At 59.5% G+C, this 14,642-nt stretch carries 16 protein-coding genes and 1 riboswitch; of the genes, 5 read left to right on the forward strand and 11 right to left on the reverse strand.

Going from position 1 to position 14,642, the window contains the following annotated elements; translation table 11 throughout:
• Positions 1 to 13 precede the first annotated feature (13 nt).
• From ACR0C3_RS07370 to pdxR, 4 genes are all read right to left on the reverse strand, one after another.
• A complete protein-coding gene (locus ACR0C3_RS07370; protein WP_480757913.1) occupies positions 14 to 1,045 on the reverse strand; it encodes a YeiH family protein in 1,032 nt (343 codons plus the stop codon).
• 55 nt (positions 1,046 to 1,100) lie between these two features.
• Positions 1,101 to 2,138: a phosphate acetyltransferase gene (pta, locus tag ACR0C3_RS07375; RefSeq protein WP_480757914.1), complete on the reverse strand. Its 1,038-nt coding sequence runs from the start codon at positions 2,136 to 2,138 to the stop codon at positions 1,101 to 1,103.
• Between the two features lie 5 nt (positions 2,139 to 2,143).
• Complete coding sequence (gene xsc, locus ACR0C3_RS07380) at positions 2,144 to 3,922, reverse strand: sulfoacetaldehyde acetyltransferase (RefSeq protein ID WP_170642664.1); 1,779 nt, start codon at positions 3,920 to 3,922, stop codon at positions 2,144 to 2,146.
• Between the two features lie 128 nt (positions 3,923 to 4,050).
• Positions 4,051 to 5,511 (reverse strand): MocR-like pyridoxine biosynthesis transcription factor PdxR, encoded by a 1,461-nt coding sequence (pdxR, locus tag ACR0C3_RS07385; RefSeq protein ID WP_480757915.1) that lies wholly within the window; start codon positions 5,509 to 5,511, stop codon positions 4,051 to 4,053.
• A 132-nt stretch (positions 5,512 to 5,643) separates the two neighbouring features.
• Between pdxR and ACR0C3_RS07390 the strand changes: the two genes are divergently transcribed.
• Positions 5,644 to 5,952 carry an ArsR/SmtB family transcription factor gene (locus tag ACR0C3_RS07390; protein WP_170375462.1) on the forward strand — a complete coding sequence of 103 codons (309 nt, stop codon included), beginning with the start codon at positions 5,644 to 5,646 and terminating at the stop codon, positions 5,950 to 5,952.
• Complete coding sequence (locus ACR0C3_RS07395) at positions 5,945 to 6,976, forward strand: permease (RefSeq protein WP_480757916.1); 1,032 nt, start codon at positions 5,945 to 5,947, stop codon at positions 6,974 to 6,976. The genes ACR0C3_RS07390 and ACR0C3_RS07395 overlap by 8 nt, the downstream gene beginning before the upstream one ends.
• 53 nt (positions 6,977 to 7,029) lie before the next feature.
• Here ACR0C3_RS07395 and ACR0C3_RS07400 read toward each other — a convergent pair whose 3' ends face one another.
• Positions 7,030 to 7,419, reverse strand: coding sequence for a hypothetical protein (locus ACR0C3_RS07400; RefSeq protein ID WP_480675141.1), 390 nt, complete (start codon positions 7,417 to 7,419; stop codon positions 7,030 to 7,032).
• A 52-nt stretch (positions 7,420 to 7,471) separates the two neighbouring features.
• Complete coding sequence (locus ACR0C3_RS07405; RefSeq protein WP_480757917.1) at positions 7,472 to 8,236, reverse strand: DUF1013 domain-containing protein; 765 nt, start codon at positions 8,234 to 8,236, stop codon at positions 7,472 to 7,474.
• Between the two features lie 129 nt (positions 8,237 to 8,365).
• Between ACR0C3_RS07405 and ACR0C3_RS07410 the strand changes: the two genes are divergently transcribed.
• Complete coding sequence (locus tag ACR0C3_RS07410; RefSeq protein ID WP_480757918.1) at positions 8,366 to 9,007, forward strand: ribonuclease T2 family protein; 642 nt, start codon at positions 8,366 to 8,368, stop codon at positions 9,005 to 9,007.
• Here the strand turns inward: ACR0C3_RS07410 and ACR0C3_RS07415 are convergent.
• The gene (locus tag ACR0C3_RS07415) at positions 9,004 to 9,492 is read right to left on the reverse strand and encodes a hypothetical protein (protein WP_480757919.1); all 489 of its coding nucleotides are present in this window, start codon (positions 9,490 to 9,492) and stop codon (positions 9,004 to 9,006) included. The genes ACR0C3_RS07410 and ACR0C3_RS07415 overlap by 4 nt on opposite strands.
• Before the next feature lie 197 nt (positions 9,493 to 9,689).
• Here ACR0C3_RS07415 and ACR0C3_RS07420 point away from each other — a divergent pair, with 197 nt between their 5' ends.
• Positions 9,690 to 10,187 carry a lactoylglutathione lyase family protein gene (locus tag ACR0C3_RS07420; RefSeq protein WP_480757920.1) on the forward strand — a complete coding sequence of 166 codons (498 nt, stop codon included), beginning with the start codon at positions 9,690 to 9,692 and terminating at the stop codon, positions 10,185 to 10,187.
• 70 nt (positions 10,188 to 10,257) lie between these two features.
• On the opposite strand, the gene recR is transcribed toward ACR0C3_RS07420, so the two are convergent.
• The 3 genes from recR to ACR0C3_RS07435 all read right to left on the reverse strand — a co-directional run bounded on the left by recR (position 10,258) and on the right by ACR0C3_RS07435 (position 13,247).
• Positions 10,258 to 10,851 carry a recombination mediator RecR gene (recR, locus tag ACR0C3_RS07425; protein ID WP_480525799.1) on the reverse strand — a complete coding sequence of 198 codons (594 nt, stop codon included), beginning with the start codon at positions 10,849 to 10,851 and terminating at the stop codon, positions 10,258 to 10,260.
• Positions 10,852 to 10,912: 61 nt separating this feature from the next.
• On the reverse strand, positions 10,913 to 11,257 hold the full coding sequence (locus ACR0C3_RS07430; RefSeq protein WP_480525801.1) for a YbaB/EbfC family nucleoid-associated protein: 345 nt from the start codon (positions 11,255 to 11,257) through the stop codon (positions 10,913 to 10,915).
• A 232-nt stretch (positions 11,258 to 11,489) separates the two neighbouring features.
• The gene (locus ACR0C3_RS07435; protein ID WP_480757921.1) at positions 11,490 to 13,247 is read right to left on the reverse strand and encodes a DNA polymerase III subunit gamma/tau; all 1,758 of its coding nucleotides are present in this window, start codon (positions 13,245 to 13,247) and stop codon (positions 11,490 to 11,492) included.
• A gap of 169 nt (positions 13,248 to 13,416) precedes the next feature.
• Here ACR0C3_RS07435 and ACR0C3_RS07440 point away from each other — a divergent pair, with 169 nt between their 5' ends.
• Complete coding sequence (locus ACR0C3_RS07440) at positions 13,417 to 13,920, forward strand: phosphatase domain-containing protein (RefSeq protein ID WP_170642670.1); 504 nt, start codon at positions 13,417 to 13,419, stop codon at positions 13,918 to 13,920.
• On the opposite strand, the gene ACR0C3_RS07445 is transcribed toward ACR0C3_RS07440, so the two are convergent.
• On the reverse strand, positions 13,917 to 14,324 hold the full coding sequence (locus ACR0C3_RS07445) for a hypothetical protein (RefSeq protein ID WP_480757922.1): 408 nt from the start codon (positions 14,322 to 14,324) through the stop codon (positions 13,917 to 13,919). The genes ACR0C3_RS07440 and ACR0C3_RS07445 overlap by 4 nt on opposite strands.
• Positions 14,325 to 14,411: 87 nt before the next feature.
• A riboswitch (cobalamin riboswitch) is annotated at positions 14,412 to 14,633 on the reverse strand.
• Positions 14,634 to 14,642 lie beyond the last annotated feature (9 nt).

The following is a 14,642-nucleotide window of genomic DNA, read 5'->3' on the forward strand; positions in this document are numbered from 1 at the left end:
TCGGGGCGGCGGGTCAGGTTAGGAATGTTAGTCCGGCGAGGATAATTCCTGCAATAAAAAGAGTTTCCACAACGATCAGGGCGATGGCTGCGCCTCCGACCGAGAGGATTTGTTTTAAGTTCGTCTTCATTCCAACCGCCGCGATCGCGATCAGAAGCAGCCAGCGGGATGTTTGGCTGAGCAACTCGGAAAGGAAGGGCGGGATCAGGCCGAACGAGCTGGCCGCAGCCAGCACCAGAAACCCGATCACAAAGCCGGGTAGGATCGGGGGGCGCTTGCCCGCTTCGTCCATGTGGGTGACGTTGCGGATGATCAGCGAGGCGACCAAAACCACCGGCGCCAGCATCGCCACGCGGAACAGTTTGACCAAAGTGGCGGTGTCGCCGGTCTGTTCCGAGATTGAGAACCCTGCGCCGACAACCTGTGCCACATCGTGGATCGTGCCACCCAGAAACACACCACCCGCCACGTCATCCATGCCCAACGTGCGCACCAGAATCGGGTATGCGATCATAGCGATGGTCGACAGGACGGTGACGCCCAGAACGGTGAAGATCAGGCGTTCCTCGGATCGTTCATCCTTGGGCAGGATGGCGCTGATCGCCATTGCCGCAGACGCGCCACAGATGGCGACAGAGCCGGCGGTCAGGAATGCAAAGCGCCATTTGTGACCAAAGAACCGTGCGATCAAAAGACCGAACGCAATGGTGGCCAACACGCCGCCAACCACAAGAGCGATCAGGTCCCAACCCAATCCCATCATCAGCGTCATGGAAATCCGCACACCCAAAAGCGCCACGCCAAGCCGCAGCAGAGATCGGGCTGCAAAACCGATGCCGGGCACGGTTTTGCCCTCTTCGCCCAGAAAACTGAGCGCGATGCCAAGCAGCAAGGCCATCAGCATGGCTGGCGTCGCGTAATGCTCGGACAGGAATTTCGCCGTTACGGCAACGGTGATCGCCACCATAACCCCGGGGAACATGGTTCGAGCCGTCTGGGCGATATCCGCGCCGAAGGAGCTTTTGAGTTCAGTCTTACCCAGCATCGGTTCGTTGATCTTTCTTGAACACGTTTACAGTTAAGCGGCAAAGCCGCAGAGGTTATGCAGTAGCTGGATGAACTGGCTCTTGCGATGAACCCACTTGTTGTGCCTGCACGGCGGTCACGGCGATCATGTGCAGCACATCGTCCGAAGAACAGCCGCGCGAGAGGTCGTTTGCGGGTTTGGCCAAGCCTTGTAGAACGGGCCCAATGGCTTCGGCCCCGCCAATGCGTTGGGCGATCTTATACCCCAGGTTGCCCGCATCGAGATTGGGAAAGACAAACACGTTTGCTCTCCCTTCCAGTGGCGAATTCTTGGCCTTCTTGCTGGCGACCTCTGGCACATAGGCAGCGTCGAATTGCAACTCTCCGTCAATGACCAGGTCAGGATTAGCGGTTTTGGCAATTTGTGTAGCCTCAACCACCTTGGACACTTTCGGATGGCTGGCACTGCCGCTCGTCGAGAAAGACAGCATCGCAACACGAGGCTCTTTTCCGGTGAGTGTACGATAGGACGCGGCCGAGGCCTGAGCGATCTCGGCCAACTCGCGTTCGTTCGGATCAACGACCAATCCGCAGTCGGCGAAAATATGGGCGCCCTGAACTGTGTGATGGTCACGGTCATAGATCATCAGAAAGAAACTGGACACCATATGGGCGTCAGGTGCTTTACCGATGATCTGCAAAGCGGCACGAACAGTGTCCGAAGTGGTTTCCACAGCACCGCCGACCGTGCCATCAGCCAACCCGAGATGGACCAACATGGCGGCGTAGTTAAGACGGTTTTGCACCAGCGACTTCGCAGTCTCAGGCGTTGCGCCTTTGTGTTTGCGCAGTTCGAAATAGGCATCGGCAAAGCGATCCAAGTGGGGCGAAGTAACCGGATCGTGAATGTCTATCCCGGCTACATCACTTCCGCCTTTTTCAGCCAGAAAAGAGGCAACTTTGGTCTGATCGCCGACAAGGATAATATCGGCTGCATCTTCGGCACGTGCTTTCAACGCACCTTCTACAACACGTGGATCATCGCCCTCTGCAAGGGCGATGATCTTTTTGGAACTGGTCGCAGCCCCGAGAATTTGATGTAGGGGCTTCACCGCGATCAGGCCTCGACTTGCGGCTTCATGTCTGCTGCTTCGATACCCGCAACCGCAACCGGCTTCTTCATAGCGTCGCGACGGAACGGCTCACCCAGTTCCTGGTTGATCATGGCTTCGATCAAGGTGGTGATGCCGTTCTTCTGATCTTCGATCGCCTGGTTCAGCGCAGCTGTCAGTTCGTCCTGCGTACGGGCGACGACGCCTTTCAGACCGCAGGCTTCTGCGATACCGGCGTAAGAGACCTTGGTGTCCAATTCGGTGCCGACGAAGTTGTCGTCGAACCACAGGGTCGAGTTCCGCTTTTCAGCGCCCCACTGGTAGTTGCGGAAGACGATCTGGGTCACCGCGGGCCATTCTTCACGGCCGATTGCAGTCAGCTCGGTTACGGCGATACCAAAGGCACCGTCGCCCGAGAAACCAACAACGGGCACATCCGGGCAGCCGATCTTGGCGCCGATCACCGACGGCAGACCATAGCCACAGGGGCCGAACAGGCCGGGGGCCAGATATTTGCGGCCTTCCTCAAACGAGGGGTAAGCGTTGCCGATGGCGCAGTTATTGCCGATGTCGGACGAGATGATCGCCTCTTTCGGCAGTGCTGATTGAATCGCACGCCAAGCCATACGCGGGCTCATCCAGTCCGGCTTGGCTGCACGAGCGCGTTCGTTCCAGGTCGTGCCCGGGTCGTCCTGCTCGTGGTCCATCGAGGTCAGTTCCTGCGCCCAACGCGACTTGGTTTCGGCAATTTTCGCCTTACGCGCATCGCGGCCTTCATCGCCCGCAGTGCCCGAAAGCTGTGCCAGGATGCTGGTTGCAACGGTGGCTGCGTCGCCAACGATACCAACGGAGACCTTCTTGGTCAGGCCGATGCGGTCCGGGTTGATGTCGACCTGAATGATTTTTGCTTCGGTCGGCCAGTATTCCATACCGTATCCGGGTAGGGTCGAGAACGGGTTTAGACGGGTGCCAAGGCACAGAACAACGTCCGCTTCCTTGATCAGCTCCATCGCAGCTTTCGAGCCGTTGTAACCCAGAGGGCCGGCAAACAGCGGGTGCGAGCCGGGGAAGGCGTCGTTGTGCTGGTAGCCAACGCACACGGGGGCGTCCAGACGCTCGGCCAGTTCTTTCGACGCTTCGATGCCGCCCGCGGACAGTACCGTGCCAGCACCGTTAAGGATGACTGGGTTCTTGGCATCGGACAGCAGAGCGGCGGCTTCGGTCACGGCAGAGGCGCCGCCCGAAGGCAGTTCGAATTCGACCACGGCAGGCAGTTCGATATCGACGACCTGAGTGAAGAAGTCACGGGGCACGTTGATCTGTGCCGGGGCTGAGGCGCGCTTGGCTTTGGTGATCACGCGGCTTAGGACTTCGGCCATACGCGACGGGTCGCGCACTTCTTCCTGATAGCAGACGCAGTCTGCGAACATCCGCATCTGCTCCATTTCCTGGAAACCGCCCTGACCCATGGTCTTGTTCGCGGCCTGAGGGGTAACCAGCAGCAGTGGGGTGTGGTTCCAGTAGGCGGTTTTGACGGCGGTGACAAAATTGGTGATGCCGGGGCCGTTTTGCGCGATCATCATCGACATTTTGCCGGTGGCGCGGGTGTAGCCGTCGGCCATCATGCCGCCCGAGCCTTCATGCGCGCAATCCCAGAAGGTGATGCCAGCTTTCCCGAAAATATCCGAGATCGGCATCATGGCAGAACCGATGATGCCAAAGGCATGCTCGATCCCGTGCATCTGCAGAACCTTAACAAAGGCTTCTTCCGTGGTCATTTTCATCGGTGGCTCTCCAAAACTGAATGCGTGAATTGGCCGGGGGGTTCAGCCCGGCCTTTGATACGGTTTTGGCGTATGGGTGCGGATGGCGTTAGGGCCAGATGAGGCGGCGGAATACGTCCAGCCGACGGTCAACTGGCCCGGATCGCATCCGCGATCAGTTTCACCCCGGCCTCTATGCGGTCGGGAGCAATGGAGGAATATCCCAGACGGTAGAAGTTCCGAGGCGGCCTCGGCCCTGAGAAGAAGGGCGCACCGGGTTCGATATGCACCCCTTGCGCCTGCAATGTGGTGGCCAGTTGCGCGGTGTCTACATGCGAAGGGGCTTGCATCCAAATGGACGACCCGCCAAGCACGCCGCGCCCTGCGACCTGTAGCGCATGGGTTTGAACGGCTTTGTCCAACGCCTCGCGCCGTTCGGCCAAGGCGTTCGACATGCGCCGGATCTGTGCGTCGTAGTGCCCGAGGGACAAGAAATAGGCTGCCGTGCGCTGAACATGCCCCGGCGGATGCCGCAACACCAGCGACCGAAGCGCACGCGCCTCTCGGATGAAGGTCTCGGACCCGACCATGTAGCCCAGGCGCAACCCCGGAAATAGCGATTTCGAGAAGCTGCCCACATAGACCACCCGCCCGTCGCGATCCATCGACTTGAGCGCGGGTGAGGGCGCCCCCAGATAAGCCATCTCGAACTCGTAGTCGTCCTCAACGATCATGGCGTTCAACTCACTCGCGCGTTCCAGCAGGGCGGTTCTGCGGCTGACGGGCATGGTGGCCGTTGTGGGGCTTTGGTGGCTGGGGGTGGTAAAGATCACATCGGTGTTGTCTGGCAGAGCCTCGGGCGGCAGACCGTCACCATCCACGCGGATCGGCGCCATGGTGCAATCCGAATGGCTCAGCAGCTCACGCAAAGCGTAGTAGCATGGGTCTTCGATTGCCGCTGTGCGCCCTTTTTTCAGAAGAATGCGTGAGGCCAGCCATAACGCGTTCTGCGCGCCCAACGTGATCAGGATCTCTTCGGGGCGGGCGGTGATGCCTCGGCGTGGCAGGGTGTGGCGGGCAATGAACTCGACCAGCAGCGGATCGTCCTGATCAGCGTAGTCAGTTGTTAGGGACTCGAAATCCTTGTGTCCCAGCGCCCGAACCGCACATAGCCGCCAATTCGCGTGGTCAAACAGTGTCCTGTCGGCCTGCCCGTAGATGAACGGGTATTTGTAGTTGCGCCAGTCCTGAGGTTTGGTCAGCACATTGCCGCCCGAGAACCGCCGGGCCAGCGCGTTGTCCCAGTTGACCGTCTCTTCGCTGCGCGGGACGGGCGTGTATTTCGGCGGGACCGGCGCATTTTCTGATACATAGTAGCCCGAACGCCCTTTGGCGGTCAGGTAGTCATTGGCCAGAAGTTCGGTATAGGCCAGTGTCACCGTAATCCGACTGACGCCCAGATGGGTTGCCAGCTTGCGGGACGACGGCAGCTTTTCCCCAATGTGGAACCGACCCGACAGAATGCCTTCGGCGATCATCTGCTGGATTTGCGCCTGCAGCGTCCCCTGTCCGTTCAGCTCAAGAAAGAAAGTGTCAACCGAGATAGCCATGAGCGCTTATAGGTTGGACTTAAGGCGGTGGCAATCTGGACTTACATGCCTCGGAGTGAATTTGTGATGTGGCTTGACGAGGAAATTCGAATCACCTAAATAACTAGAAATATAGTTTAATGGAGAATTCAGATGTGGGAAACCGCTGCAGCAGGATTTTCGGCCATGGGGTCCGAGGCCCGGTTGAAGGTTCTGAAAACACTTGTGAGGGCCGGGCAGGCCGGTCTGACCGTGGGTGAGATCCAGACACGTACCGGCATCGCCCCCTCCACCCTTGCGCATCACCTTCGGTTTCTGGCTGCAGGTGGTGTGGTTGAACAGGAAAAGATCGGGCGCACGACGATCAATCGCGCCTGTTTCAACGAGTTGCGAAACCTGGCGCAGTTTATTCTAAGCGAATGCTGCGCAGACGAAGTCGGAAAGGCCGCAAACGATGGCTGAACTATCACAAAACCCAAAAGCCTCGGCCAAACTCGCGCTGGATGTGATCAAAACGCCTTGGGCTTTGATCGTCGCGATACTGGCGTTGGTCGCAGTTTTCGATCCGGGCAACTGGGCTGAGGTCGTAACCTTCGCCGCCAAGGCGCTTGCGCATACGGGCCAGTACATTCTGTTCGCCGTCCTTCTGCTGTCCTATCTCAAGGCCACCGGGGCCGAAGTCATGGTGGCGCGCGCTTTTGAGGGGCGAGAAACCCGGATGATCTTTCTGGCCGCCCTGTTCGGAGGGCTTGCGCCGTTTTGTTCCTGTGAGGTGATCCCGTTCATCGCCGGGCTTCTGGCACTGGGCGCGCCGCTCTCTGCGGTGATGGCCTTCTGGCTTAGCTCTCCGCTGATTGATCCGCCGACATTGCTGATCACCGCAGGCGCATTGGGGTGGCCCTTTGCCATCGGCAAGGCCGTTGCAGCAGTTGCCTTGGGTCTGTTCGGCGGGTTCGCCGTGCGCCTTCTGATGCGCAACGGAGCCTTCGCACAGCCCCTGCGGGAATACAAACCCGTCGGTTGCTGTGGGTGCGGCCCCAAGTTGGATGACAAACCGGTTTGGAAGTTCTGGCAGGAACCCGGACGCCGTCAGCGTTTCCGGTCTGAGTTCGTGCACAACGGTTTCTTCCTGCTGAAATGGCTTGCTCTGGCCTATGTGCTTGAGGCGCTTCTGGTCAGCTATGTGCCTGCAGACCTGATCGCACGCGTCGTCGGCGGAGAAGGCGTGCTGCCCATCGTCGTAGCCGCGCTGGTCGGAATGCCCGCCTACTTAAACTCCTATGTCGCGCCGCCGCTTCTGGCGGGGCTGACGGAGCAAGGCATGACCGCAGGGGCCGCGATGTCCTTCATGGTGGCAGGCGCGGTCAGCTCAATCCCGGCCATGGCTGCAGTCTGGTCACTGGTGAAACCGCGCGTCTTTGCAACCTATTTGACCCTTGGGGTTGGGGGCGCGATTGTCGCCGGGATCCTGTTCCAGATGCTCTGAAAAAGAAAACGCCCGGCGCATTGTCCGGGCGTTTTCCTCTGGTTCGCTAGGGATCAACCAGCCTCGCAGAACCGAGGCAGTTTGAACCGGTATCTTGCCTCTCCGCTTTCCACGTAGACGCGTTTTTCCACGCAGGCGCTGGTGCCCACCGATTGGGAAACCGGCGCCTCGGTCGAGGTGATCGACGTGGCCGTCCCATCCGGCAGACGAACTGAGGCGATGACCCCGTTCTTGAGATCCCCGTTGATCGCTGTGGCCGACAAAACCGGGACGGTCATGAAGGAATGATGCTCATGCTCGCCGTCATCCCCCAGCAGGAACAGGCCGCCGACAATGACCGCCATGACCACAGCAGCAGCCAGACCCAAACCCCAGGTTTTCAGGAAGGCGTAGATCGTAACGGCGCGGTGTGGGCCAAAGATGGCAGATAGAATGCTGAGCATGAGAGGTCCCAAGAAAACGCCCCAGCCAGTTTAGACCGGGGCGGGCCAGAAATCAGGGGCGCAGATCGTCTTCTTCGTCGTCGTCCCCGCCACCTTTGGGCAGGTTGAAGAAGCTGTCGGCGTCCACGATCGGATCACTGTCTTCCTTGTCGGCTTCCGGCTCTTCAGACAGCGAGAAGGTTTCCAGACCTTCAATCGCGGTCGGGATCTTCGGTGCTGCGTCCATTTCCAGCGACTGCTCGGTCGAGACCAGCTTGCGGCGCTCGTCATCGCTCATCACGCCGCCTTCGGCGGCTTTCTTCGCAGCGGCCTTCTGCACCACGGCGTCCAGTTCGGACTGTTTGCACAGGCCCAAGGCAACCGGGTCGATGGGCTGCATGTTGGCGATGTTCCAGTGCGTACGTTCGCGGATCGACTGGATGGTCGGCTTGGTGGTGCCAACCAGCTTGGCGATCTGACCATCGCTAAGCTCGGGGTGGAACTTGACCAGCCACAGGATCGAGTTCGGACGGTCCTGACGCTTGGACAGCGGGGTGTAACGCGGGCCACGGCGCTTTTCCTCGCCCGTTGCCGACGGGTTGAACTTGAGCTTCAGTTTGTGCAGCGGGTTGTTCTGCGCTGCATCGATCTCTTCCTGCGTCAACTGGTTGTTGGCAAGCGGGTCGAACCCTTTAACACCAGCGGCCACATCGCCATCGGCAATGCCCTGCACTTCAAGCTCGTGCATTCCTACGAAATCCGCGATCTGCTTAAAGCTGATCGTGGTGTTGTCCACCAGCCATACGGCTGTTGCCTTGGCCATAAGCGGTTTTGCCATCAGCCCGTCTCCTATACATACATCTGTCCCGTCGCCGGAATTCGGCGGCCCCGGGTATTGGGGCAGGTTTCCGTTGTCGGGGAACTTGGGGTGTATATAGTCGCCGCGACGCAAGAAGGGAAGAGGCGAATGCGCCATGGGTTTTTAGCGCTGGTTTTGTGGGCCATAAGCGCAGTCGCCGCGCTGGCCGAGGGCGAAAAGGCCGGTGAGTTCGACTATTATGTCCTCGCGCTGAGCTGGTCTCCGAACTGGTGCGCGCGCGAAGGGGATGCGCGTGGATCAGATCAATGCGACGCCCGGCACGACCACGGTTGGATATTGCACGGGCTCTGGCCGCAGTTCCATCAGGGCTGGCCCTCCTATTGCCGCACGCCCGAGGCCCCGCCGTCGCGCGCAATGACCCGCGCGATGGAGGATATTCAGGGCAGTGCGGGCCTTGCATGGCATCAGTGGAAGAAACACGGCACCTGTTCGGGCCTGTCGGCGCGGGGCTATATGGATTTGTCGCGCGAAGCGTATGGTCGCGTGACCCGGCCCGAGGTGTTCCGCCAGCTTGATACCTCGGTCAAACTGCCCGCGTCGATCGTCGAAGAGGCCTTTCTAAAGGCCAACCCTAAGTTCGAGCGCGACATGATCACCATCACCTGCAAACAGGGCTACATCGAAGAGGTGCGCCTGTGCTTGTCCCGCGACCTTGATCCTGTGCCCTGCGGCCGCGATGTCATCCGGGACTGCACGGCCAAAGACGCCCTTTTCGACCCGATTCGTTAAAGCTTTCTGTTCTGACAGTCTCGTGCGTATTCCAGCGCCTTTGCAGTGCCTTTGAGGTCGATGGCCATCACTACTTCGCCCGCCGGGTTGTAAACCGTCATCGTCTTGTTCTGAGCAATCGCGGTGACGAAATTCCGGTCCGTGAAAAAGACGGTCGCGCCGGGGACGTCACGCTCGTTGAAGCCAATGGCGGTGGCGTCATAGCTTTTGCCGTCCAGAGCAAATCGGATCGGATAAGATTTTCCCTGTTCGATATCGCCCCAGGCCTTGTTGTAGACGGCGAAATACCCTCGATTGCCTAGCGCGTCGTAACCGATCCGCACCACCGAGAGGTCCTGATACACCGTCTGGATCAGGCACCCATTGCCCAACGCTGGGTCCATCATGATGTTCCAGCCATCGACAAAGCCCTTGTCGATCAGTTGCTGCGAAAACGCTGCAGTGGCTGTAAAGGCGGCAAGTGCGAGGGCAAAAAGGCGTTTCATAACAGTTCCCAAAATCAAACGGATAAGGTCATAGCCATAGTACACGCCGCGTGCGGCAGGCAAAGGCCATTCTTGACTGATGGCACCACGAAAGAAGACCTATGTGCATGGCTGAACCCGGCTATGCCTCGCTGGGTAGGCGCTTGAAACTCGGCTTTGGAACAATAGTTTTCGTCCCATAAAGCAAGGAGCGAGCCATGCCGCAACATCCAAGAACGTTCTCTCACATCGGATTGTCCGTCCCAAACGTTGACGAGGCTGTAAAGTTCTACTCCGAAGTCCTTGGTCTATACGTGATCATGCCGCCAACGGACGTGGTAGAGGATGATACGGATATTGGTGTCATGTGCACAGATGTGTTTGGTCCGGAATGGAAAAAACTACGAATTGCGCACCTCGCGACTGCTGATCGCATCGGGTTCGAGCTTTTCGAGTTTGACGGGAATTATGTACCGGAAAACAATATCGACTTTCGCCAGAATGGTACGTTCCATTTTTGCGTCCAAGACCCGGATGTCGAAGGCCTGGTAGAAAAAATCGTTGCAGCAGGTGGCAAACAACGTATGCCGATTCGATACTATTATCCCGGAGAGAAACCCTACCGAATGGTCTACGTCGAAGACCCCTTTGGTATTGTCTTCGAGATCTACAGCCATTCCTACGAATTGACTTACTCGTCGGGTGCCTACACCTGACAGACGAGACCGGGCCAGGTGTGCAACCGGAATGGACGAAAGCGTTTCGGTTGCTTACGAAGTGCACTGCTCAGAGCTCTTTTCGTGCCCTCAATGCTGCGGTAATCGTCCCGTCATCCAGATAGTCGAGCTCGCCTCCAATCGGCACGCCTTGCGCTAGTGAGGTCAGGCGGACCTGCCCCTCCAACTGATCAGCGATGTAATGTGCCGTGGTCTGGCCGTCGACGGTGGCGTTCAGGGCCAGAATGATCTCGGTGACGCCTTCGGCCACCACCCGGTCCTTGAGGCGGGGAATGCGCAGCTCATCCGGGCCAACACCATCCAGCGCTGACAGCGTGCCGCCCAACACGTGGTAGCGGCCATTGAACACGCCTGAACGCTCCATCGCCCAGAGGTCGGCGACGTCCTCGACCACGCAAAGCTCTCCGGTCGCGCGGGCCTCATCGTTGCAGATGTCACAGATTTCGGTGGTGCCCACATTGCCGCAATTCAGGCACTCACGGGCGGTGATGGCGACCTGCTGCATCACGTCGGACAGGGGCGTTAGCAGCAGGGAGCGCTTCCGGATCAGGTGCAGCACCGCGCGGCGAGCCGAGCGGGGGCCGAGGCCGGGAAGCTTGGCCATCAGGTCGATCAGATTGTCGATGTCGCTGTTGGAACTCACGGCCTGTCCTGTCTGGCGCCTGAGGGAGCCTCCGGCGAGTGTATTCGCTCAATGATGAAGATCAGAACGGCAGTTTGATGTCTGCGGGCAGGCCCATGCTTTCGGTTAGTTTGGTCATTTCGGCCTGTGAGCGCTCAGCGGCTTTGGTCTGAGCGTCCTTGATCGCCGCAAGGATCAGATCCTCGACTACTTCCTTGTCGTCGCCATTGAAGATCGACGGGTCGATATCCAGGCCCTTCAACTCTCCCTTGGCGGTTGCCGTCGCCTTGACCAGCCCTGCGCCGGATTCACCGACAACCATCAGGTTGTTCAGCTCTTCCTGCATCTCCGTCATCTTGGTCTGAAGATCCTGCGCGGATTTCATCATCTTGGCCATATCGCCCAGGCCGCCTAGTCCTTTGAGCATCTTGCTTCTCCTGTAAGTCCGGTTTGTGCCTAGATACGGGGGTCACCGTGTTGACACAAGAGCAGAGCGCGCTCCCGCCTTTCGTCAAGGTCTTTGGCAAAACCTTTCCTCCCGTTGGACCCGGCAGCGCTCGGGCAAAGCCCGAGCGCTGCCGGGCCCAAGGCCGCTCAGGGTGATCGGCTTTAGCCGATTGCCCGTGGCGGGCGCGGGAGGGTTTTGCTTTTTATAGAGGTCAGTCTTCTTCGAAAGGATCCCATTCATCTTCGACCTCGGGCAGGGCTTCGGTCTCGACTTGGGCGGCGCGTTGTTCCGGTGTTTCGATACGGGTGATTTTGGCCTTGGGGAAACTTGCCAGAACGGCCTGAACCAGCGGATGTGCCGTGGCCTCTTCTTTCAGAGCCAGTTCGGCTTTATCGCGGATTTCGGCGATCGTCGGAGCGTCGCCATCCGATACAATGGACACCGCCCATCTGTTGCCAGTCCAACGTTGCAAGGCCGATCCCAGCCGTGGTGCAAGATCAGTCGGGGCTTGCGCTGAAGGGGTGAACTCGATCCGTCCCGGCTGGTAAGAGACCAGCCGCACGCCGTTTTCGACCTCGACCAGAAGTTTGACGTCTCGGTTGTTCCGGATCAGCTCGACCACATGTTCGAAACTCGGGTATCGCGCCAATGCGGTCTGCGTGTCTTGCGCCAAAGCGGCGACTGGAGCGCCGCCGGACCTGCGTGGCGCAGGGGCGTAGCTTGTAGCGGCGCGGGCTTCAACCGGGGCCGCGCCGTTGCTTTGGATTGGCATCCCGCCGCCTGGGCCGCCGTTGGGGGGCGGAGGCGTATCCTGCAGCCGTTTGATCAACTCTTCCGGGCTGGGTAAGTCGGCCACGTGAGTCAGGCGGATCACAGCCATTTCGGCAGCCATCATGGCGTTGGGGGCGGCTGAAACTTCCTCAAGCGCTTTCAACAGCATCTGCCACATCCGAGTCAGTACCCGCATGGGGAGGGCCTCAGCCATCTGCTGGCCCCGGGCGCGTTCATCCGGGGAAACTGTAGGGTCTTCGGCTGCGTCCGGAGTGATCTTTACAACAGAGACCCAATGAGTGATTTCGGCCAGATCACGCAGCACGGCCAGTGGATCAGCCCCTTCGGCGTATTGGCCACCAAGCTCGGTCAGCGCCCCAGCTGCATCGCCCCGCAGGATCATGTCCATGAGATCCAGAACCCGGCCACGATCCGCCAGGCCCAGCATCGCGCGTACTTGATCTGCCGTCGTCTCTCCGGCCCCGTGTGAGATCGCCTGATCCAGCAATGAGGTCGCGTCGCGAGCAGATCCCTCGGCAGCACGGGTGATCAGCGCCAGCGCATCCTCGGCAATCTCTGCGCTCTCAGCTGAGGCGATCTTGCGCAGCAGGCCGATCATATCCTCGGGCTCGATCCTACGTAGGTCGAAGCGTTGGCAGCGCGACAGAACCGTGACGGGAACCTTGCGAATCTCAGTTGTGGCGAAGATGAACTTCACGTGCGCGGGAGGTTCTTCAAGCGTCTTGAGCAGCGCGTTGAAGGCGCTGGTCGACAGCATGTGGACTTCATCGATGATGTAGATCTTGTAGCGGGCCGAGGCGGCGCGATAGCGAACACTATCGATAATCTCGCGAATATCATTCACGCCGGTGCGGCTGGCGGCGTCCATCTCCATGACGTCGACATGACGACCTTCCATGATGGCGACGCAGTGCTCACATTGGCCGCAAGGCTCGGTCGTGGGCCCGCCAGTTCCATCCGGTCCGATACAGTTCATGCCTTTCGCAATGATCCGTGCGGTCGTGGTTTTACCGGTTCCGCGAATGCCTGTCATGACAAAGGCTTGCGCGATGCGATCCGCCTCGAACGCGTTTTTGAGCGTGCGGACCATCGCATCCTGACCCACCAGATCGGCAAAGGTTTCCGGGCGGTATTTTCGGGCGAGAACCTGATAGGCGGGGCTGTCTGAGTCGGTCATGTCTGCTCTGGCGGATTCGGAACGTCACTGCAGCGTAGAGGCCCGCGCCGCCCGCGTCCACATGAGTTGCAGAACGATTTTGTTTTGGAAACTGGCGCGTCAGGGGTACACTCTGCAGATTGTGAATCAAGCCTAAAGTCAGGATCAACGCTTCCGGGGGGATGCTGTCATGACGAATTTGGTCATTCATGCTTTGCAAGTGGGCGGGGGCACACTTGCCCTAACGTCGATGCCGGGAAAGGGCGGCGACTATGCTGGCGACCTTGAAACGATTGGAGATTGGAGGCCGGGCCTTGTGCTGTCGATGACAACCGAGGCCGAGCTGGTCCAGTTCGGAGCCCGCGATTTTGGCCGCGACGTTCAGGGTCGCGCCAGCCGCTGGGTGCATCTGCCGATTCAGGATTTCGGCGTGCCACCGTCAGAGGTTGATGCGCAATGGCCCGATGTCAGTGCCGCGGCGCGTCAGGCTTTGTCTGGCGGAGGGCGCGTGCTTGTCCATTGTCAGGGCGGATGCGGTCGCTCCGGCATGGTGGTGCTTAGGTTGATGATCGAATGCGGCGAGGCTCCAACCCAAGCACTGGACCGGTTGCGCAAGCTGCGCCCCTGCGCAGTCGAAACCGATGCACAGAAGCACTGGGCCACCTTGCCCGCCCGAGCTTTGGCGGATTCTTAAGCCGACAGTTGCAGTTCCGCCGGGGCCGGTTTGCGTGGCGCAATCACTGATGCCTCGAGCATGGCGCAGGGCAGGGAAGTCATGGCTGCGGCAGGCAGGCTGCTCGTGTCGGTACCGAACATCAAATCGGCATAGAGATCGAGGACCTCACTGTCGGCATCAGGGTCCGCTCCGCAATAGACCCGCACCTGAGACTGGCTGGCCCGAAACCGGGCGTGGCAGCCGTCCGTGCAATGGGTCAGGTCGCTGCTGCCTTCTATTTCGAAATCCGATGTGGTCGCCGGACCGGCTTGGTCCAGCGCGTCAACCATCGAACGCGCCAGCCGTGCAAGTGCAGGGCATGTCTTGCCGGTATGTTGGCAGATGGTTGCTGAGAACCTATGTGTCTTCGTCTTCCAGATCATCCTGCGCCCTCCGCGCGGTGGACAGGGGCTGGGATCAGGTGGGGCAGATAGGGTCTGTCACGGCCTGCCCGGACACCCCGCCCGAGTTTGGGTTATGTTGACGATGGCAGGTCTCCTGACTTGCGGGTCATCGCTTTGCCGACCTTCCCGGCCTTTCGGCCAGTGGCTCTTCGACATCGCTCACCGCTTACAGTTGCGGGGGCAGTCGCGGACTTGGTTCATCCCGAGCGAGCCGGGTAAAACCGCACCGTGTTCCCTTTTCATCCCGACCTCTTGCGAAAGCCGGGAACCATCGCACCATCGCTAGCGTTCAAAACC

Source organism: Ruegeria sp. CK3 (assembly GCF_056536565.1).

Coding starts and splice junctions, on each gene's coding strand:
- ACR0C3_RS07370 (WP_480757913.1), bottom strand. CDS start 1,045: ATGCTGGGTAAGACTGAACTCAAAAGCTCCTTCGGCGCGGATATCGCC.
- xsc (WP_170642664.1), bottom strand. CDS start 3,922: ATGAAAATGACCACGGAAGAAGCCTTTGTTAAGGTTCTGCAGATGCAC.
- pdxR (WP_480757915.1), bottom strand. CDS start 5,511: ATGGCTATCTCGGTTGACACTTTCTTTCTTGAGCTGAACGGACAGGGG.
- ACR0C3_RS07390 (WP_170375462.1), top strand. CDS start 5,644: ATGTGGGAAACCGCTGCAGCAGGATTTTCGGCCATGGGGTCCGAGGCC.
- ACR0C3_RS07395 (WP_480757916.1), top strand. CDS start 5,945: ATGGCTGAACTATCACAAAACCCAAAAGCCTCGGCCAAACTCGCGCTG.
- ACR0C3_RS07400 (WP_480675141.1), bottom strand. CDS start 7,419: ATGCTCAGCATTCTATCTGCCATCTTTGGCCCACACCGCGCCGTTACG.
- ACR0C3_RS07405 (WP_480757917.1), bottom strand. CDS start 8,236: ATGGCAAAACCGCTTATGGCCAAGGCAACAGCCGTATGGCTGGTGGAC.
- ACR0C3_RS07410 (WP_480757918.1), top strand. CDS start 8,366: ATGCGCCATGGGTTTTTAGCGCTGGTTTTGTGGGCCATAAGCGCAGTC.
- ACR0C3_RS07415 (WP_480757919.1), bottom strand. CDS start 9,492: ATGAAACGCCTTTTTGCCCTCGCACTTGCCGCCTTTACAGCCACTGCA.
- ACR0C3_RS07420 (WP_480757920.1), top strand. CDS start 9,690: ATGCCGCAACATCCAAGAACGTTCTCTCACATCGGATTGTCCGTCCCA.
- ACR0C3_RS07430 (WP_480525801.1), bottom strand. CDS start 11,257: ATGCTCAAAGGACTAGGCGGCCTGGGCGATATGGCCAAGATGATGAAA.
- ACR0C3_RS07435 (WP_480757921.1), bottom strand. CDS start 13,247: ATGACCGACTCAGACAGCCCCGCCTATCAGGTTCTCGCCCGAAAATAC.
- ACR0C3_RS07440 (WP_170642670.1), top strand. CDS start 13,417: ATGACGAATTTGGTCATTCATGCTTTGCAAGTGGGCGGGGGCACACTT.
- ACR0C3_RS07445 (WP_480757922.1), bottom strand. CDS start 14,324: ATGATCTGGAAGACGAAGACACATAGGTTCTCAGCAACCATCTGCCAA.